1 protein-coding gene (running past one end of the window) is annotated in these 21650 nt (G+C 71.2%); it reads left to right on the top strand.

The annotated features are described in order from the left end of the window. Positions 1-21650, top strand: the 3' portion of a protein-coding gene (locus tag ACFO6S_RS02465; RefSeq protein ID WP_378413774.1) for a non-ribosomal peptide synthase/polyketide synthase. The gene continues 9058 nt to the left of window position 1, outside the view; 21650 of the gene's 30708 nt are visible here — the last part of the coding sequence; its start codon lies beyond the left edge, outside the window; the stop codon is at positions 21648-21650.

Below are 21650 nucleotides of genomic sequence, written 5' to 3'. Positions count from 1 at the left end.
TCCGGATCCTCGCTGCCGCGGTGGCGTCGCCGACGGCGCCGGTGGGGGACATCGAGATCCTCGACCCGGCCGAGCGGACGTCGCTGCGCGAGCTCGGGGCGTCGCCGTCCCGGCCGGAGCGGGTGGCCCCGACCCTGGCGTCGCTGCTGGCCGAGGCCGTGGCGGCCAACCTGTACGGGGACGCCGTCCGGTTCGAGGGGACAGCTCTGTCCTACGCCGAGCTCGACGCCCGCTCGAGCCGGCTGGCGCGCGAGCTGATCGACATGGGCGTTCGGCCGGAGTCCTTCGTGGCCGTGGCCCTGGAGCGGTCCGTCGAATCCGTCACCGCGGTGTGGGCGGTGGCCAAGACCGGCGCCGCCTTCCTGCCCGTGGACCCGACCTATCCCGCGGACCGGATCGAGCACATGCTCTCCGACTCCGGCGCGGCGGTGGGCCTGACCGTGGGCCGCAGCGCCGGCGCGCTGGGCGACTCGGTGCGGTGGCTGGTGCTCGACGAGGCGGCCGCCGCCGCGCGCGTCGCGGCCCGCAGCGCCGCCCCGCTGGTCGAGAGCGAGCTGCTCGGCGTGCTGCGCGCGGAGAACCCGGCGTACCTGATCTACACGTCCGGCTCGACCGGCGTCCCGAAGGGCGTGGTGGTCAGTCACGGCGGCCTCGGCGCCTTCGTCGACGACCAGCGCTCCCGGTACGGCGTCCGGACCGATTCGCGGACACTGCATTTCGCCTCGCCGAGTTTCGACGCGTCGATCCTCGAGCTGATGATGGCGGTGGGCGGCGCGGCCACGATGGTGGTGGCACCGACCCACGTCTACGGCGGTGACGCGCTGGCCGCGCTGCTGCGCGAGGAGCGGGTGACCCATGCCTTCGTGACGCCGGCGGCGCTGGCGACGGTCGAGCCGGCCGGCCTCGACCACCTCGAGGTCGTGATCGTCGGCGGCGACGCCTGCGAGGCGTCGCTGGTCGCGCGGTGGGCGCCGGGCCGGACGATGTTCAACGCCTACGGGCCGACCGAGTCGACTGTCGTCGCGGTGCACTCCGATCCGATGGTTCCGGGTGCCCCGGTGGTGCTCGGCGGTCCGGTGGTCGGCACCGACGTGATGGTGCTCGACGCCCGACTGCATCCCGTTCCGGTCGGTGTCGCGGGTGAGCTCTATCTCGCAGGCGTCGGACTGGCGCGCGGCTACCACGCGCGACTGGCGCTGACGTCGGAACGCTTCGTGGCCGATCCGTTCGGCGCCACGGGATCGCGGCTGTACCGGACCGGCGACCTGGTGCGCTGGACGCGGGCGGGCACGCTCGAGTACCTGGGCCGGACCGATGCGCAGGTGAAGATCCGGGGCCACCGGATCGAGCTCGGCGAGATCGACGCGGTGCTCTCCGCGCACCCGGACGTCGACTTCGCCGTCACGGTCGGTTTCGACGGGCCGGGCGGGGTGCGGTCGCTGGCGGCCTACGTGCTGCCGCGGGCGGGCGTCGAGATCGACGTCGCCGGGATCCGCGCCCACGTGCGGGAGTCCCTGCCGGAGTACATGGTGCCGGCATCGGTGACGGTGCTCGACGAGGTGCCGCTGACGCCGGGCGGCAAGGTGGACCGCAAGGGACTGCCTGCGCCGGTGTTCGAGGCGCGCGAGTACCTGCCGCCGCGGACCGCCACCGAACAGTTGGTGGCCGACGTCTTCGCCGAGGTGCTCGGCACCGAGCGGGTCGGCGCGGACGACGACTTCTTCGCCCTGGGCGGCAACTCGCTCAGCGCGACCCAGGTGGTCGCCCGGGTCAACGCCACCGCGGGCACCGACCTGCGGGTCCGCGAGGTCTTCGGCAGCTCGACCGTGGCCGGCCTCGCCGCCCTCGTCGACACCCACGAGGCCACGGACCGGATCCCGCTGGTCGCGGGCGAGCGGCCCGATTCGATCCCGCTCTCGCTCGCCCAGCAGCGGATGTGGTTCCTCAACCGATTCGACTCCGCGTCCGCGGTGTACAACATCCCGCTCGCGGTCCGGCTGACCGGCGCCCTGGACGCCGCCGCGCTCGCGGCCGCCGTGCGGGACGTCATCGACCGGCACGAGTCCCTGCGTACCGTCTTCCCGGACTCCGATCAGGGCCCGCAGCAGCGGATCCTGGCCGGCGCCGAGGTGGCGCTGGACCTGAGCCCGGTCGACGTCGACGGCGAGGACGCGCTGCGGAACGCGATCCTCGGTCTGGTCTCCGGCGGCTTCGACGTGACCGCCGCGATGCCGCTGCGCGGGAGCCTCTTCCGCGTCGACGCAGGCGACCACGTGCTGGTGCTGGTGGTCCACCACATCAGCGCGGACGGCTTCTCGACGCTGCCGCTGGCCCGCGACCTGTTCACCGCGTACGAGGCCCGGACCCGGGGCGAGGCCCCGGACTGGACGCCGCTGGCGGTGCAGTACGCGGACTACGCGCTGTGGCAGCGAGCGGTCCTCGGCTCCGAGGCCGACCCGGAGTCGCTGGCCTCGGTCCAGCTCGCCTACTGGGCGGAGCGGCTGGCCGGCGTGCCGGGCGTGCTGGAACTGCCCACCGACCGGCCCCGGCCGCCGGTCGCGTCCTACCGCGGCGGCCGCGTCGACTTCGCGGTCGGAGCCGACCTGACCGAGCGACTCAACGGCCTCGCGCTCGAGCACCGCTCCACCCTGTTCATGGTCCTGCACGCGGCGCTCGCGCTCCAGCTCGCGAGGCTCAGCGGCACCACCGACATCGCCGTCGGCAGCCCGATCGCCGGCCGCGGCGAGGCCGCGCTGGACGACGTCGTCGGCATGTTCGTCAACACCCTGGTGCTGCGCACCGAGGTGGACCCGGCGCGGACGTTCGCGGACCTGCTGGCCCAGACCCGTGCGGTCGACCTGGCCGCGTACGGCCACGCCGACGTGCCGTTCGAGCGGGTCGTCGAGGTCGCCAACCCGCCCCGGTCACAGGCCTACTCGCCGCTGTTCCAGGTGGCGCTGTCGCTGCAGAGCCAGGGCGTCGGCGCCTTCGAGCTGCCCGACGTGCGGGTGTCGATGCTCGACCCGGGCATCGACGTGGCGAAGACCGACCTGGAACTGACCTTCCGGGAGACCGACGACGGCATGGCCGGCTCGCTCACCTACGCGGCCGACCTGTTCGACGGCGGCACCGCACAGCGGTTCGTGGACCGGTTGGTCCGGGTGCTGGGCGCCGTCTCGGCCGCCCCGACGGTTCTCGTCGGCGAGGTCGACCTGCTCGACGGGGGAGAGCTGTCGGTGCTCACGGAGCGGGCGCTCGCGACGCCGCCTCCGGTCCGGTTGCTGCCGGAGATCCTCACCACCGGCGCGGCCCTGGACCCGCAGCAGGTCGCGCTGACCATGTCCGGCACCGACCTGACCTACGCCGAACTCGACGCGACGTCGAATCGTCTTGCGCGGCTGCTGATCTCGCGCGGCGCCGGACCGGAGTCGGTGGTCGCGTTGGCCTTCCCGCGGTCGGTCGAGTCGGTGGTCGCGATGTGGGCCGTCGCCAAGTCCGGGGCGGCGTTCGTGCCGGTGGACCCGGCGCTGCCGGACGCCCGGATCGAGCACATGTTGACCGATTCCGGTGCGGTGCTGGGGCTGACGGTGGCCCGGGTCCGCGACGGCCTGCCGGGCCTCGTCGAGTGGCTCGAGCTCGACGACGACCCGGCGCCGACGCTGTCGGACGGACCGGTCGCGGACCGGGACCGGACGGCGCCGCTGTCCGCGGACAACGTCGCGTACATGATCTACACGTCCGGCTCGACCGGCACGCCGAAGGGCGTGGCGGTGTCCCACGCGGGGATGGCCACGTTCTGCGCGGACGTGCGCCCGGAGATGGCAGTGACGGCGCGGGCGCGGGTGCTGCGGCTGTCGTCGGCGAGCTTCGACGCCTCGCTGTTCGAGATGGTGATCGCGTTCAGCGCGGGCGCGACGATGGTGATCGCGCCGCCGGAGGTCGTCGGTGGTGACGAGCTGGCCGCGGTCCTGCGGGACGAGCGGGTCAGCCACGTGCTCACCGCGCCCGCCGCGATGGCGACGGTGCGGGCCGGGGACCTGCCCGATCTGGAGATGGTGGCGGTCGGCGGTGACGTGTGCCCGCCGGAGCTGGTGGCGCGATTGGCGCCGGGCCGCCGGTTCGTCAACGGCTACGGTCCGACGGAGACCACGATCGTCATCACCCTGACCGGGCCGTTCACCGTCGACGACCGGATCACCATCGGCGTGCCGATCGGTGGGGCGGGCGCGGCGGTGCTCGACGCGCGGCTGCGGCCGGTGCCGGTCGGCGTCGTGGGTGAGCTGTACCTCTCGGGCGCGGGTCTGGCCCGGGGCTACCACGACCGCGCCGACCTGACGGCGGGGAAGTTCGTGGCGAACCCGTTCGGGGCGGCGGGTAGCCGGATGTACGCCACCGGCGACCTGGTGCGCTGGACCGCGTCCGGTGAGCTGGACTTCGTCGGTCGTGGCGACGCGCAGGTGAAGCTGCGCGGACTGCGCCTCGAACTCGGTGAGATCGAGGCGGCGCTGAGCGCCTGCGCCGGAGTGGCGCAGGCCGTGGTGACGGTGCACGAGGACCCGCACACCGGCCAGCGGTTGCTCGGCTACGTGGTGGGCGAGGCGGACGCCGCACTCGATCCGCAGGTGCTGCGCTCCGCCCTGTCAGGTTCGTTGCCTGCGTACATGGTGCCGGCGCAGCTCGTCGTGCTCGACGAGCTCCCGCGCACCGTGGTGGGCAAGCTGGACCGGAAGTCGTTGCCGGTGCCGGAGTTCGAGGCGCGGGCGTTCCGTGCGCCGTCGACCCCGATCGAGGAGATCGTGGCCGGCGTGTTCGCCGACGTGCTCGGCGTCGAGCGGGTCGGCGCGGACGACGACTTCTTCGAGCTCGGCGGCAACTCCCTGATCGCCACGCAGGTGATCTCCCGGCTCGGTGCGGCGCTGGACGCGCAGGTGCCGGTGCGGGTGCTGTTCGAGGCGTCGACCGTGAGCGGTCTCGCCGTCGCGGTGGAGCGGCACGTGGGTGCGGGCGGCCGGGTGCCGCTGGTGGCGGGTCCGCGACCGGAGCTGATTCCGTTGTCGCTGGCGCAGTCCCGGATGTGGTTCCTCAACCAGTTCGACACCACGTCCGCGGTGAACAACATCCCGGCCGCGGTGCGTCTGACCGGCGAGTTGGACGTGGCGGCCCTGCAGTCCGCAGTGGCGGACATGGTGGCCCGGCACGAGGTGCTGCGGACCAGGTACCCGGACACCGCAGACGGGCCGGTCCAGGTGGTCGTGCCGATCGGTGACGCAGTCCCGGACCTGACGCCGGTGAGCGTCCTCGAGTCCGAGCTGATGGCCGCCGTCGCCGCCGCGGCTGCCGTCGGATTCGACGTCACGACCGAGGTTCCCCTGCGAGCCACCCTGTTCTCGCTGGGCGGCAACGACTTCGTGCTGATGTTCGTGATCCACCACATCGCCGCCGACGGATTCTCGATTCGTCCGCTGGTGCGGGACGTGATGGCCGCGTACGGGGCCCGCAGTGTCGACCTCGCGCCCGGGTGGGCGCCGCTGTCGGTGCAGTACGCCGACTACAGCCTGTGGCAGCGGGAAGTTCTCGGCAGTGAGGACGACCCGGAGTCGCTGATCTCCACGCAACTGGCCTACTGGTCCACGGCCCTGGCTGCCCTGCCGGACCAGCTGGACCTGCCGAGCGACCGGCCGCGGCCGGCGGTGGCGTCAAATTACGGTGCCACCACCGGGTTCACGGTCGACGCGTCCTTGCACGCGGCGGTCGGTGAGCTCGCGCGCACACACAACAGCACCACCTTCATGGTGGTGCACGCGGCCCTCGCCGTGCTGCTGGCCCGGCTCTCGGGGACCGACGACATCGCGATCGGCGCACCGTTCGCCGGCCGAGGTGAGGCCGCGCTCGACGACCTGGTCGGCATGTTCGTCAACACCCTGGTGCTGCGCACCGAGGTCGACTCGGCGGCCAGCTTCGAGCAGATACTGGAGCAGGCACGGGCAACCGACGTGGCGGCCTTCGCGCATTCCGACGTGCCGTTCGAGCGGCTCGTCGACGTGCTCAGCCCCGCCCGCTCGCAGGCCCGGCACCCGCTGTTCCAGGTCGCGTTGACCTTCCAGAACTTGGGATTGACCAGCCTCGAACTCCCGGATCTCACCGTCAGCGCGGTGGAGTTCGACGCCCACGTGGCGAGGTTCGACCTGCAGCTGACACTGTCGGAGTCGGTGGACGAGGTCGGCGGTGCCGCGGGCATGGTGGCCGAGTTGACCTACGCGACGGATCTCTTCGACGAGGCCACCGCGGCGACGTTCGGGGACCGATTCCTGCGGGTCCTGTCCGCCGTCACCACGGACCCGGCGACGGTCGTCGGGGACATCGACCTGCTCGAGCCGGCCGAACGCGAACTCGTGGTCAGCAAGTGGAGCACCTCCGGCGCGGATGCCGGAGCGGACAGCACACTGGTGGCGTTGTTCGATGCCGCCGCGCAGGCCCACCCGGACCGGGTCGCGGTTCGCTACGCGGACGACACACTGTCCTACCGGGACCTGGACGAGCGGGCGAATCGCCTGGCCCGGGTGCTGATCGACGCCGGGGTGGGGCCGGAGTCGTTGGTGGCGGTGGCCCTGCCGAGGTCCGCGGACCTGGTGGTGGCGTTGCTCGCGGTGGTCAAGGCGGGTGGCGGATACCTGCCCGTCGATCCGACGTACCCGGCGGACCGGATCGAGTACATGCTCGCCGACGCATCGCCGGTCTGTGTGCTCACGTGGTCGGAGAACGAGATCGCGCTGCCGGACGGACTGCCGGTGATCGAGCTGGACGCGGTCGATCTGTCGACGTATTCGACTGCGGCGGTTGTGGACTCGGATCGGCGTGCGCCGTTGGCGCCGGGCAATGTCGCGTATGTGATCTACACCTCGGGTTCGACGGGCCGCCCGAAGGGCGTGCTGGTGCCGCACCGCAATGTCGGTCGGTTGATGCGCAACACCGAGGCGGAGTTCGGGTTCGACGAGACGGACGTGTGGACGATGTTCCACTCGTATGCGTTCGACTTCTCGGTGTGGGAGCTGTGGGGTCCGTTGCTCTACGGCGGCACCCTGGTGGTGGTCGACTACTTCACGTCGCGTTCGCCGGAGCAGTTCCTGGAGTTGTTGGCGCGGGAGCGGGTGACGGTGCTCAACCAGACGCCGTCGGCGTTCTACCAGTTGGCGGAGGCGGATCGTCAGGCGCCTGCGGAGCTGGCGCTGCGGTACGTGATCTTCGGCGGTGAGGCGCTGGAGTTGCGCCGGTTGACGGACTGGTACGGACGACACGACGACGCGTCTCCGCGTCTGGTGAACATGTACGGCATCACCGAGACCACCGTGCACGTCTCGCACCGTCGTATCGACGAGCCGACGGCCAAGGCGGCGTCTGCGTCGCTGGTCGGGCAGGCGATCGCGGGTCTGCAGGTGTACGTCCTGGACACGCGGCTGCGGCCGGTGCCGGTCGGCGTTCCGGGCGAGATGTACGTCGCGGGTGTGCAGTTGGCCCGGGGCTACCTCGGTCAGCCGGCGCTGACGGCGTCGCGTTTCGTGGCGAACCCGTTCGCTGCGGACGGTTCTGCGCTGTACCGCTCGGGTGACCTCGCGCGGTGGAGCCGCGACGGCGACCTCGAGTACCTCGGTCGGTCCGACGACCAGGTGAAGGTGCGTGGTTTCCGGATCGAACTCGGTGAGATCGAATCGGCGCTGTTGGCTCACGTGCAGGTGGGTCAGGTTGCGGTGATCGTCCGCGAGGACGTCCCGGGAGGGGCACGACTGGTCGCCTACCTCGTGCCCGCGGTCGGGGCCACCGTGGATGTGGCTTCGGTGCGGGACGGTGCGGCGGAGTTGCTGCCGGAGTACATGGTGCCGTCGGCGTTCGTGGTGCTCGACGAGATTCCGCTGACGTCGAACGGGAAGTTGGATCGGAAGTCGTTGCCGGCGCCGGTGTTCGAGGTTCGGGAGTTCCGGGCGCCGACGACTCCGGTCGAGGAGATCGTGGCGGGCGTGTTCGCCGACGTGCTGGGGGTCCCGCGGATCGGTCTGGACGACGACTTCTTCGAGCTCGGTGGCAACTCGCTGGTGGCGACGCAGGTGGTTTCGCGCATCGGTGCGGCACTGGACGCGCGGGTGCCGGTGCGGACGTTGTTCGAGGCGTCGACGGTCGGCGCGCTGGCCGTGGCGGTGGAGCGGCATACGGGTGCCGGTGGCCGCAAGGCACTGTTCGCCAGGCCGCGGCCGGAGCGGATTCCGCTCTCGACCGCGCAGTCCCGGATGTGGTTCATCAACCAGTTCGACACCACCTCGCCGGCCTACAACATCCCGGTCGCGGTGCGGCTGACGGGCAACCTGGACGTCGCGGCGCTGCGGGCCGCCGTCGGTGACGTCCTCGCGCGGCACGAGTCGCTGCGCACCGTGTTCCCCAACTCGGCGGACGGCCCGTCCCAGGTGGTCGTCGACATCGACGACGTCCGGCTGGACCTCGACGAGGTCGCGGTGCCTGCGGACGGACTGATGGCCGCGTTCACCGCCTTCGCCCTGCGCGGCTTCGACGTGTCTGCGGAGATCCCGTTGCGGGCAAGCCTGTTCCGGATCACCGGGAACGGAGCGACCGAGGACACCGCGACGGAACATGTGTTCGCGTTCTCGGTACACCACATCTCGTCCGACGGGTTCTCTGCGGGACCGTTGGCGCGCGACCTGATGGTGGCGTACCTGGCTCGGACCGAGGGCCAGGCGCCGACGTGGGCGCCGTTGGCGGTGCAGTACGCGGACTTTGCGCTGTGGCAGCACGAGGTGCTCGGCTCCGAGGACGACCCGGAGTCGCTGGCATCGGTCCAGCTCGGCTACTGGGTGGAGCAGCTGGCCGGGGTGCCCGCGCTGCTGGAGCTGCCGACGGACCGACCGCGTCCGCCGGTGGCGTCGATGCGCGGTGCGCGCACCGACTTCACGATCGACGCGGAGCTTCTGGCGGGATTGACCGAGCTGGCGCGAGGGCGTCAGTCCACGCTGTTCATGGTGCTGCACGCGGCGCTCGCGGTGCAGTTGGCCCGACTGAGCGGGTCCACCGACATCACCGTCGGCAGCCCGATCGCCGGGCGCGGCGAGGCCGCGCTCGACGACGTGGTCGGCATGTTCGTCAACACCCTGGTGCTGCGCACCCAGGTGGACCCGACCGTCACCTTCGCGGAACTGTTGGCGCATACCCGCGCGGTGGACCTGGCCGCGTTCGGCCACGCAGACGTGCCGTTCGAGCGGGTCGTGGAGGTGGTCAATCCGCCTCGCTCGCAGGCACACCCGCCGCTGGCCCAGGTTGGGCTGTCCCTGCAGAACCAGGGACTGGCGGCATTCGAGCTGCCGGGCATCGAGGTGTCCGCGCTCGAGGCGGACGCCTCCGTCGCGAAGATGGACCTCGAACTGACGTTCCGGGACAGCGCGGACGGACTGGCCGGTTCGCTCACCTACGCCGCGGACCTGTTCGACGCGTCCACGGCGCGGGTCTTCGTCGAGCGTCTGGTGCGGCTGCTGGAGTCGATCGTGGCCGAGCCTGCCGTGGTGGTCGGCGAGCTGGACCTGCTCGACGAGGGCGAGCGGGCGACCGTGGCGCAGCGGGCGCTGTCGCGGCCGCTGCAGGCGCGACTGCTGCCGGAGATGCTCACGACGGGCGCGGCACTGGACCCGGCGCAGGTCGCGCTGGTCGCCTCCGGCGCCGAGATGACCTATGCCGAACTCGACTCGATGTCGAACCGCATTGCGCGGCTGCTGATCTCGCGGGGCATGGGGCCGGAGTCGTTCGTGGCGCTGGCGTTCCCGCGGAGCATCGAGTCGGTGGTCGCGATGTGGGCGGTCGCCAAGTCCGGGGCGGCGTTCGTGCCGGTGGACCCGGCGCTGCCGACCGCCCGGATGGCGCACATCCTCACCGACTCCGGCGCGGCGCTCGGCCTGTCGGTTTCCGGATCCCACGAGGACATGCCGGGTGCCACCGAGTGGCTCGAACTCGACGACGAACTGGCCGACGGCTTCTCGTCCGCTCCGGTCACCGACCGGGACCGGACGGCGTCGCTGGCCGCCACCAACGTCGCGTACATGATCTACACCTCGGGTTCGACCGGAATGCCCAAGGGCGTCGCGGTGACCCACACAGGTCTCTCCGCGTTCTCCGCGGACAACCATCGGGACATGACCATCACCGCCACCTCTCGGATGCTGCGACTGGCCTCGGCCAGCTTCGATGCCTCGATGTTCGAGATGCTGACGTCCTTCAGTGCCGGTGCCACCATGGTGGTGGCGCCGCCGGCGGTCGTCGGCGGTGACGAGCTCGCGGGACTGGTGCGTGAGCAGCGGGTCACCCATCTGACGAGTGCTCCCGCGGCACTGGGGACCATGCGGGCCGAAGACCTGCCAGATCTCGAGGTCGTCGGCGTCGGTGGCGACGTGTGCCCGCCGGAACTGGTGGCCAGGCTGGCGCCCGGTCGGCGGTTCTTCAACGGGTACGGTCCGACGGAGACCACGATCGTGGTCACCCGCACCGCGGCGCTGGCCGCCGGCGAGCGGATCACCATCGGCGCGCCGCTCGGCGGCGTCGGTGCGGTGGTGCTCGACGCGCGACTGCGCCCGGTGCCGCTCGGCGTGGTGGGTGAGCTGTACCTGTCGGGCGCCGGTCTGGCCCGCGGCTACCACGACCGTGCAGACCTCACGTCGAGCAGGTTCGTGGCGAACCCGTTCGATGCGGCGGGTACCCGGATGTACCTCACCGGTGACCTCGTGCGCTGGATGCCCGACGGACAACTGGACTTCGTCGGCCGCGCCGACTCACAGGTGAAGCTGCGCGGTCTGCGGATCGAGCTCGGCGAGATCGAGTCGGCATTCCTGGCGTGTGCCGGGGTGGCGCAGGCCGTGGTGACGGTGCACGAGGACCCGCACACCGGCCAGCGGCTGCTCGGTTACGTCGTCGCCGACCCGGAGGTCGCGCTGGACACCCAGAAGCTGCGCCGCGAGCTGTCGGGTTCGTTGCCGGCGTACATGGTGCCCGCGCAGGTGGTGGTGCTCGAGGCCATGCCGGTGACTGTCAACGGCAAGCTCGACCGCAAGGCGCTGCCCGTGCCTGCATTCGAGGCCGTCGCGTTCCGGGCGCCGTCCACGCCGATCGAGGAGATCGTCGCCGGGGTGTTCGCGGACGTGCTCGACATCGAGCGGGTCGGCGCCGACGACGACTTCTTCGCGCTCGGCGGCAACTCGCTGATCGCCACCCAGGTGATCTCCCGGCTCGGCGCCGCGCTGGACACCCAGGTGCCGGTGCGGGTGCTGTTCGAGGCCACCACGGTCAGCGCACTGGCCGTCGCGGTGGAGCGGCACGTCGGCGGCGCAGGACGGAAGGCGCTGGTGGCCGGTCCGCGGCCGGAGCGGATTCCGTTGTCGCTGGCGCAGTCCCGGATGTGGTTCATCAACCAGTTCGACACCGCGTCACCGGCCTACAACATCCCGCTGGCGATCCGGCTGACCGGTGAACTCGACGTGGCGGCGCTGCGGGCGGCGGTCGGCGACGTGCTGGCGCGGCACGAGTCGCTGCGCACCGTGTTCCCGAACTCTGCGGACGGTCCCACCCAGGTGGTGGTCGGTGTCGGCGAGATCGGTTCGGACCTCGACGAGGTGACGGTGGCCGAGGAGGCGCTGTCGGCGTCGCTGTTCGACTTCGTGTCCCGTGGCTTCGACGTCTCGGCCGAGATTCCGTTGCGTGCCCGGCTGCTGCGGACCGGCGCGGCCGAGCACGTCTTCGCGGTCGTGGTGCACCACATCAGTGCGGACGGGTTCTCCCTGGCGCCGTTGGCGCGGGACGTGATGGTTGCCTACGCCACCCGCGCCGGGGGGCTGGCGCCGACCTGGGAGCCGCTGCCGGTGCAGTACGCGGACTTCGCGCTGTGGCAGCGTGAGGTGCTCGGCTCCGAGGACGACCCGGAGTCGCTGGCCTCGGCGCAGCTCGGCTACTGGGTGGAGCAGCTGGCCGGAGTGCCCACGCTGCTGGACCTGCCGACGGACCGTCCGCGGCCGCCGGTGATGTCGATGCGCGGTGCGCGCAGCGAGTTCGCCGTCGACGCCGCACTGTCCGGTCGCCTGCGGGACCTCGCGCTGTCCCGTCAGTCCACCCTGTTCATGGTCCTGCATGCCGCGCTGGCGGCCACGCTGTCGCGGCTGAGTGGGTCCACGGACGTCACCGTCGGCACCGCGATCGCCGGTCGCGGCGAGGCCGCACTGGACGACCTGGTCGGCATGTTCGTCAACACGCTGGTGCTGCGCACCGAGGTGGACCCGACGCTCGGCTTCGCGGAGTTGCTGGTGCAGGCCCGTGCGGTGGACCTGGCCGCGTTCGGCCATGCCGAGGTGCCGTTCGAGCGGGTCGTGGAGGTGGTCAATCCGCCTCGCTCGCAGGCGCATTCACCGCTGTTCCAGGTGGCGCTGGCACTGCAGAACCTCGGGGAGACGTCGTTCGAGCTGCCGGGCATCGAGGTGTCCGCGGTCGACGCGGAGATCGCGGTCGCCAAGACGGACCTGGAACTGACCTTCCGGGACTCCGAGGACGGCCTGCTGGGTTCGGTGACCTATGCCGCCGACCTGTTCGACGCGTCCACGGTGGAGGCCTTCGTCGACCGTCTGGTGCGGCTGCTCGCGGCCGTCGCCGCCGACCCGGACCTGCCGGTCGGCGAGCTCGACCTGCTCGACGAGGCGGAGCGGACCGTGCTCGCGGAGCGGGCGCTCCCGGCACCGTTGCCGGTGCGGCTGTTGCCGGAGATCCTCACCGCCGGTGTATCGGTGAACCCCGACGCGACGGCGTTGACCCTGTCCGGTGTCGAGTTGTCCTATGCGGAACTCGACGCGACGTCGAACCGCATTGCACGGCTGTTGATCTCGAGGGGTGTCGGGTCGGAGTCGTTCGTGGCGCTGGCGTTCCCGCGGAGCATCGAGGCGGTGGTCGCGATGTGGGCGGTCGCCAAGTCCGGGGCGGCGTTCGTGCCGGTGGACCCGGCGCTGCCGACCGCGCGGATCGAGCACATCCTCACCGATTCCGGTGCGGCACTGGGACTGACGGCCGCCGCGGTCCGGGAGGGCCTGCCTGCAGCCACGGAGTGGCTCGAACTCGACGGCGCACCGGCCGCCGGCTTCTCGGACGGCCCGGTCACCGATCGGGACCGGACGGCGTCGCTGTCCGCAGACAACGTCGCGTACATGATCTACACCTCGGGTTCGACCGGAATGCCCAAGGGCGTCGCGGTGACCCACACCGGGCTGGCCCCGTTCACCGCGGTCGCCAACCCGGACATGGCGATCACCGCCACCTCTCGGGTGCTGCGACTGTCGTCGGCGAGCTTCGACGCGTCGTTGTTCGAGATGCTGGCGTCGTTCAGCGCCGGCGCCACCATGGTGGTGGCGCCGCCGGAGGTGGTCGGCGGTGACGAGCTCGCGGGACTGCTGCGAGACGAGCGGGTGACGCACGTGATGAGCGCACCGGCGGCGCTGGGGACCATGCGGGCCGAGGACCTGCCGGTGCTGGAGATGGTCGCGGTCGGCGGCGACGTGTGCCCGCCGGAACTGGTGGCCAGGCTGGCACCGGACCGACGATTCATCAACGGCTACGGCCCGACGGAGACCACGATCGTGGTCACCCTGACGGCACCGCTGGCCGTCGGTGAGCGGATCACCATCGGCGCGCCGATCGGCGGCGTCGGTGCGGTGGTGCTCGACGCACGGCTGCGCCCGGTGCCGCTCGGTGTGGTGGGTGAGCTCTACCTGTCCGGTCTCGGGCTGGCTCGGGGATACCACGACCGCACGGAGCTCACCGCGAGCAAGTTCGTGGCGAACCCGTTCGGCGAGCCCGGGACCCGGATGTACGCGACCGGTGACCTGGTGCGCTGGACCGCGGACGGACAGTTGGACTTCCAGGGCCGCGCCGACTCGCAGGTGAAGCTGCGCGGTCTGCGGATCGAACTCGGCGAGATCGAGGCGGCACTGGCCGGCTGTGACGGGGTCGCGCAGGCCGCGGTGACGGTGCACGAGGACCCGCACACCGGGCAGCGGTTGCTCGGCTACGTGGTGGGCGAGGCGGACACCGCACTCGACCCGCAGGTGCTGCGTCGCGAGCTGTCGGGTTCGTTGCCGGCGTACATGGTGCCCGCGCAGGTGGTGGTGCTCGAGGCGATGCCGGTGATGGTCAACGGCAAGCTGGACAAGCGCGCGCTGCCGGTGCCGGCGTTCGAGGCCGTCGCGTTCCGGGCGCCGTCCACGCCGATCGAGGAGATCGTCGCCGGGGTGTTCGCGGACGTGCTCGGCATCGAGCGGGTCGGTGCGGACGACGACTTCTTCGCGCTCGGCGGCAACTCGCTGATCGCCACCCAGGTGATCTCCCGGCTCGGCGCGGCGCTGGATGCGCAGGTGCCGGTGCGGGTGCTGTTCGAGGCAACCACGGTCAGCGCACTGGCCGTCGCGGTGGAGCGGCACGTCGGCGGTGGTGGGCGGAAGGCGCTGGTGGCGGGTCCGCGGCCGGAGCGGATTCCGTTGTCGCTGGCGCAGTCCCGGATGTGGTTCCTCAACCAGTTCGACACCTCCTCGCCGGCCTACAACATCCCGATCGCGCTGCGCCTGACCGGCGAGTTGGACGTGGCGGCGCTGCGGGCGGCGGTCGGTGACGTGCTGGCGCGGCACGAGTCGCTGCGCACCGTGTTCCCGAACTCTGCGGACGGTCCCTCCCAGGTGGTGGTCGGTGTCGGCGAGGTCCGGCTGGACTTCGACGAGGTGAGCCTCGCGCCGGACGGCCTGACGGCGGCACTCGTCGAGTTCGTCTCGGCGGGATTCGATGTCGCGACCGCGGTCCCGCTGCGCGCGACGCTGTTCGAGACCGGCGAGTCCGAACACGTCTTCGTCTTCGTCGCGCACCACATTGTCACGGACGGCTTCTCCGTCGGCCCGCTCGCGCGGGACGTGATGGTGGCCTACGCGGCCCGCAGCCTCGGCGCGGAACCGGCGTGGGAGCCGTTGCCGGTGCAGTACGCGGACTACGCGCTGTGGCAGCGCGAGGTGCTCGGCGCGGAGGACGACCCGGAGTCGCTGCTCTCGCAGCAGCTGAACTTCTGGACCGACGCGCTGTCGGGCCTGCCGGACGTGCTGGAACTGCCGACCGACCGGACCCGACCCGCGGTGGCGTCGCCGGTGGGCGGCGCGGTGGAGTTCGAGATCGACGGCGGCGTGGTGGCGCGCCTGGAGTCGATCGCCCGGGAGCGGGGCGCCACGCTGTTCATGGCGATGCATGCGGCCTTCGCGTTGTTGCTCTCCCGCATCAGCGGCACCGATGACATCGCCGTCGGCACCCCGATCGCCGGCCGCGGCGAGGCGGTGCTCGACGACGTGGTGGGCATGTTCGTCAACACCCTCGCCCTGCGACTGCAGGTGGACGGCGGCGCCGGCTTCGGTGCACTGGTCGAGCACGCCCGCACCCGTGACGTCGAGGCCTTCGGGCAGGTGGACGTTCCGTTCGAGCGGATCGTCGAGGCCGTCAACCCGGCCCGGACGACGGCGTACTCGCCGATCTTCCAGGTGGGATTCTCCTTCCAGAACCTGCAGCAGGGCGAGTTCGAACTGGCAGGCCTGGAGATCTCGCCGGTGGACTGGGACGCCAAGCTCTCGCAGTTCGACCTGCACCTGATCGTGTTCCCGACGGCGGAATCCGACGCCGCAGGCAACAACATGTCGGCGGTCCTGCGGTACGTGGACAGCCTGTTCGACGAGTCGTCGGTGCGGGTGATCGTGGATCGCTTCGTGCGTCTGCTCGAGCAGGTCGTCGCCGATCCCGCCACCCCGGTGGGTGATCTGCAGCTCCTGGGTACGGACGAGGGCAAGCAACTGCTCTCGCAGTGGAACTCGACCGACCACACGGTGGCAGCGGTGACGCTGCCCGAGTTGTTCGAGGCGCAGGTGGCACGGACCCCCGACGCCGCGGCGCTGGTGTTCGAGGGCGAGACGCTGACCTATGACGAGTTCGACGCCCGGACCAACCGCCTGGCCCGGCACCTGATCGGGCTCGGCGTCGGGCCGGACAGTCGGGTCGGTGTCGGCATCCGGCGGTCGTTCGAACTACTGGAGGCGATCTACGCGATCGTGAAGGCAGGCGGCGCGTACGTGCCGATCGATCCCGACCACCCGGCGGAGCGCACGGCGTACGTGCTCGAGGACGCGGCGCCGGTGTGTGTGCTCAGCGTCTCCGGACAGGAGTTGGTGCTCGACGAGGGCACCGTCCGGGTCGACATCGACACCGTCGATCCGATGTGGCTTGCCTCCGGACCCATCAAGGCTGCGGAGCGCGTCCGGCCGGTGCACGGTGAGGACCTGGCGTACGTGATCTACACCTCGGGGTCGACGGGTCGGCCGAAGGGCGTGGCGCTGCCGCACCGGGCGATCGCAAATCAGCTGCAGTGGAAGCAGTCCGAGTACCCGATGGACACCTCGGATCGGTTGCTGCACAAGACACCGGTGACGTTCGACCTGTCGGTGTGGGAGTTGTGGTGGCCGTTGACCACCGGCGCCGCACTGGTGATCGCCGATCCGGACGGGCACCGCGACCCCGCCTACCTCGCGAACCTGATCCGGGAGCAGCGCGTGACGAGCACATACTTCGTGCCGTCGCTGCTGTCGGCGTTCCTCGAGGTCGCGGACCCGGGGGACTGCCGGTCGCTGCGTCAGGTGCTGTGCATCGGCGAGGCGCTCTCGCGGCCGGTGGCCGAGGCCTTCACCGGGTTCAGCGACGCGGCACTGCACAACCTGTACGGACCGACGGAAGCCGCGGTCAGTGTCACCGCGCAGCCCTACCTCGCGGGTGAGGGGCCGACGGTTCCGATCGGCTCCCCGTGCTGGAACACCCAGGTGTACGTCCTCGACCGGAGGATGGCACCGGTCCCGGTCGGCGTTGCCGGCGAGCTGTACCTGGCGGGCACCCAGTTGGCGCGGGGGTACCACGGGCGACCGGACCTGACGGCGGACCGCTTCGTGGCGAACCCGTTCGGGGTGCCCGGCACCCGGCTCTACCGGACCGGTGACCTGGTCAAGTGGAATGCGGTCGGGCGACTGGAGTTCCTGGGTCGCACGGACTTCCAGGTGAAGGTGCGCGGTCTGCGGATCGAGCTCGGCGAGATCGAGGCCGCGTTGACGGCCGATCCGTCGGTTCGGCAGGCCGCGGTGGTCGTGCACCAGGGATCGCTGGGACAGCAGCTGGTCGGCTATGTCGTCGCCGAGGGCGCGGCGGAGTTCGACATCGCGGCGGTGCGGGCGGGCATGTCGAAGGCGTTGCCGTCGTACATGATCCCGGATGCGTTCGTGGTCCTCGACGAGTTGCCGTTGAACGTGAACGGAAAGCTGGACCGGAAGGCGTTGCCGGCGCCGGAGATGCAGGCACGGGAGTTCCGGGCGCCGTCGACCCCGATCGAGGAGATCGTCGCCGGGGTGTTCGCCGACGTGCTCGCGGTCGAGCGGGTCGGTGTCGACGACGACTTCTTCGAGCTCGGGGGCAACTCGCTGATCGCCACCCAGGTGATCGCGAGGCTGGGTTCGGCGCTCGACGCGCAGCTGCCCGTGCGGGTGCTGTTCGAGGCGTCGACCGTCGGCATGTTGGCGGTGGCCGTCGAGCAGTACGTCGGGGCGGGTGCCCGCAAGGCACTGGTCGCGGGCCCACGACCGGAACGGATTCCGCTGTCGTTGGCGCAGCAGCGCATGTGGTTCATCAACCAGTTCGACCCGACGTCCGGTGCGTACAACGTGCCGATCGCATTGCGCCTGTCCGGCGAGCTGGACGTCGAGGCGTTGCGCGCCGCGGTCGGTGACATCGTCGCGAGGCACGAGTCCCTGCGCACCGTGTACCCGGCCGTCGACGGGAGCGGCTGCCAGGTGATCGTCCCCGCCGCTCAGGCCGTTCCGGACATGACGCCCGTCGCGATCGCGCCCGAGGAGGTGCTCACCGCGGTCACCGAACTGCTCTCGCGTGGGTTCGACGTGGCGTCCGAGGTGCCGTTGCGCGGCGCCTTGTTCCACGTCGGTCCCGAGGAGTACGTCCTGGTGTTCGTGATGCACCACATCAGCTCCGACGGCTGGTCGTTGCGCCCGCTGTCGCGTGACGTGATGGTGGCGTACGCGGCCCGCAGCCTCGGCGGCGCGCCGTCCTGGGAACCACTGCCGGTGCAGTACGCGGACTTCGCGCTGTGGCAGCGCGAGACGCTGGGCTCCGAGGACGATCCGCAGTCGCTGCTCTCCCGGCAACTCGGGTACTGGACGGCGGCGCTGGACGGGCTGCCGGAACTGCTCGAGCTGCCGACCGATCGACCGCGTCCCGCCGTCGCCACGGGTCGGGGCGCGGCGACGACCTTCGAGATCGACGCGGACCTGCACCGGGCGCTGACCGAGTACGCGCGGGCACACCAGGCAACGTTGTTCATGGTGGTCCACACCGCCCTGGCGGTGCTGTTGGCTCGGTTGAGCGGGACGACCGACATCTCCGTCGGCAGCCCGATCGCCGGTCGCGGCGAGGCGGCTCTCGACGACCTGATCGGGATGTTCGTCAACACGTTGGTGCTGCGGACCGAGGTCCGGCCCGACGCCACCTTCGGCGAGGTCCTCGCGCAGGTCCGGGATTCGGACCTGGCGGCGTTCGGCAATGCTGACGTCCCGTTCGAGCGGTTGGTCGAGGCGCTGAACCCGGTTCGCTCCCAGGCTCATTCGCCGCTGTTCCAGGTGGCGATGGCGTTCCAGAACCTCGGGGCGATGACCCTCGAGCACGGCGGTCTGCGGGTGTCGGGCGTCGAGCTCGACACCGTCGTGGCCCTGGTCGACCTCGACCTCACCCTGGCCGACCGATACGACGCCGACCGTCGGCCGGACGGGATCGGTGCCGAGGTCAAGTACTCGGCGGACCTGTTCGACGAGACGACAGTCAATGGTTTCGTGCGGGCCCTCCTGCGGATTCTCGGCGCCATGGTCGCGGACTCGGACGTGCCCGTCGGTGACGTGGACCTGCTCGACGGGGAGGGGCGGGCGGTGCTCGCCGCGCGGGCGACCGCGACGCCGCTCCCGGTCCGACTGCTCCCGGAGATCCTGACCACCGGTGCGGCCCGGTACCCGGACAAGCCCGCGCTGACCATGTCCGGCATCGAGATGACCTATGCGGAGCTGGACGGTTCGTCGAACCGTCTTGCCAGGCTGCTGATCTCGCGGGGCGTCGGGCCGGAGTCGTTCGTGGCGCTGGCCTTCCCGCGGAGCATCGAGGCGGTGGTCGCGATGTGGGCGGTCGCCAAGTCCGGTGCGGCGTTCGTACCGGTGGACCCGGCGCTGCCGACCGCGCGGATCGAGCACATCATCGCCGACTCCGGTGCGGCGGTGGGCCTGACGGCGGCGCAGCCCCGGCAGGTGCTGCCGGGCGGGGTGGACTGGTGGGTCCTCGACGGCCCCGACGTGCTCGACCTGGTGGGCACGCGTTCGGACGCACCGGTCACCGACCGGGACCGCACGAGTCCGCTGTCCGCCGCGAACTCCGCGTACATGATCTACACCTCCGGATCCACCGGAATGCCGAAGGGCGTCGTGGTCACCCACACCGGGCTGTCCGCGTTCACCGCGGACGTCCGGCCGGAGATGGCCATCACCGGTGACTCCCGGGTGCTGCGCCTGTCCTCGGCCAGTTTCGACGCGTCACTGTTCGAGATGGTGGCCTCGTTCAGCGTGGGCGCGACGATGGTGGTGGCGCCGCCGGAGGTCATCGGTGGCGACGAGCTCACGGCGCTGGTCCGTGACGAGTTGGTCAGTCACGTGCTGAGCGCGCCCGCGGCGTTGGGGAGCCTGCACACCGCGGACCTGCCTGCGCTGGAACTGGTCGCCGTCGGCGGCGACGTCTGCCCGCCGGAACTGGTGGCTCGGTTGGCGCCGGGGCGCCGGTTCGTCAACGGCTACGGCCCGACCGAGACCACGATCGTCGTCACCCTGACCGACTCGATCGCGGTCGGCGACCGGATCACCATCGGCCAGCCGCTCGGGGGTACCGGAGCGGTGGTGCTCGACGCGCGACTGCGTCCGGTACCGATCGGTGTGGTCGGCGAGCTGTACCTGTCCGGTGCCGGCCTGGCGCGGGGCTACCACGATCGTGCGGCGATGACCGCAGGCAAGTTCGTGGCCAACCCGTTCGGTCCGGCAGGCAGCCGGATGTACGCGTCCGGCGACCTGGTGCGCTGGACCGAAGGCGGCCAGTTGGACTTCGTGGGCCGCGCCGACTCACAGGTGAAGTTGCGCGGGCTGCGGATCGAACTCGGTGAGATCGAGGCGGCGCTGGTCGGCTGCGCCGGGGTACAGCAGGCGGTGGTGACGGTGCACCGTGACGGGCATACCGGTGAGCGGCTGCTGGGCTACGTCGTGGCGACCGCAGGCGAGGCGCTCGACGCGCAGGCGCTGCGCGCGGAGGTGGCCGGTTCGCTGCCTCCCTACATGGTGCCGGCGGTGGTGACGGTGCTCGATGCCCTGCCGCTGATGGTCAACGGGAAGCTCGACAAGCGGGCGCTACCGATACCGGAACTGGCGGCGCGGGAGTACCGGGCACCGTCGACCCCGGTCGAGAAGGTCGTGTGTGAGGTGTTCGCCGAGGTGCTCGGGGCGGAGCGGGTCGGGCTCGACGACAGCTTCTTCGAGCTTGGCGGCAACTCGCTGATCGGCATCACCGTGGTCGACCGACTGCGGACCGAACTCGATGCCGTGGTGCAGATTCCGTGGTTGTTCACCGACCCCACACCGGGGGCACTTGCGCAGCGCATCGAGCAGGGCGGCCAGGGCTCTGCCGACCACGCCTTCGATGTACTGTTCCCGATCCGAACCGGCGGGTCGCGGCCTCCGGTGTTCTGCATCCACCCGATCCTCGGCCTGTCCTGGTCCTTCGCCGGGCTGACGCAGTACGTGGACTCGGACCGGCCGATCTACGGACTGCAGACCCCGGGAATCCAGGGCGAGACCGAACTTCCCGCCACCATCGAGGAACTCGCGAGGCTCTACCTCGACGAGATCCGGCGGGTCCAGCCCGAGGGGCCGTACCACCTCCTCGGCTGGTCCCTCGGCGGTGTGATCGGCCATGCGCTGGCGGCGCAGTTGCAGGAGGACGGCGAGGAGGTGCGCCTGCTGGGGATGCTCGACAGCTTCGCCCCCGGATCTGTGCCCGCAGCCGCGGGTGCCGGGCCGACGCTCGGCGAGTTGCTCGGCGGTATCGGGATCGAGACCGGTGGCGACCAGGCCGCAGACCTGTCCCTCGACGACGCCGTGGCGCTGTTCCAGAACCTGACCGGGGAGACGGAGGAGCGGGCCGAGGAGATCGTCGGCAGGCTCGTCGCGGCGGCCGAGCACAACGTCCGGCTGGCCGCGGGCTACCGGCCCGGGGTGTTCGACGGCGAGGTGCTGTTCTTCACCGCCCACGAGGACGACCCGACCGGTGAACTCGCGGCGACGGGCTGGCAGCGGTACGCCAGTGGCGGCGTCCGCAACCACCACGTCGCCAGCACCCACTGGGCCATGACGTCGCCCGCCGCGCTGAGCGTCGTCGGACCCGTCCTGGAGGACCACCTGGGCGGGAACGGAGCCCAGTAG

This window comes from Rhodococcus kronopolitis, assembly GCF_042654025.1.
GTDB classification, from domain to species: domain Bacteria; phylum Actinomycetota; class Actinomycetes; order Mycobacteriales; family Mycobacteriaceae; genus Rhodococcus_G; species Rhodococcus_G kronopolitis.
Note: the sequence above shows the minus strand (reverse complement) of the source record. Positions and strands in the feature narration are given on the sequence as shown.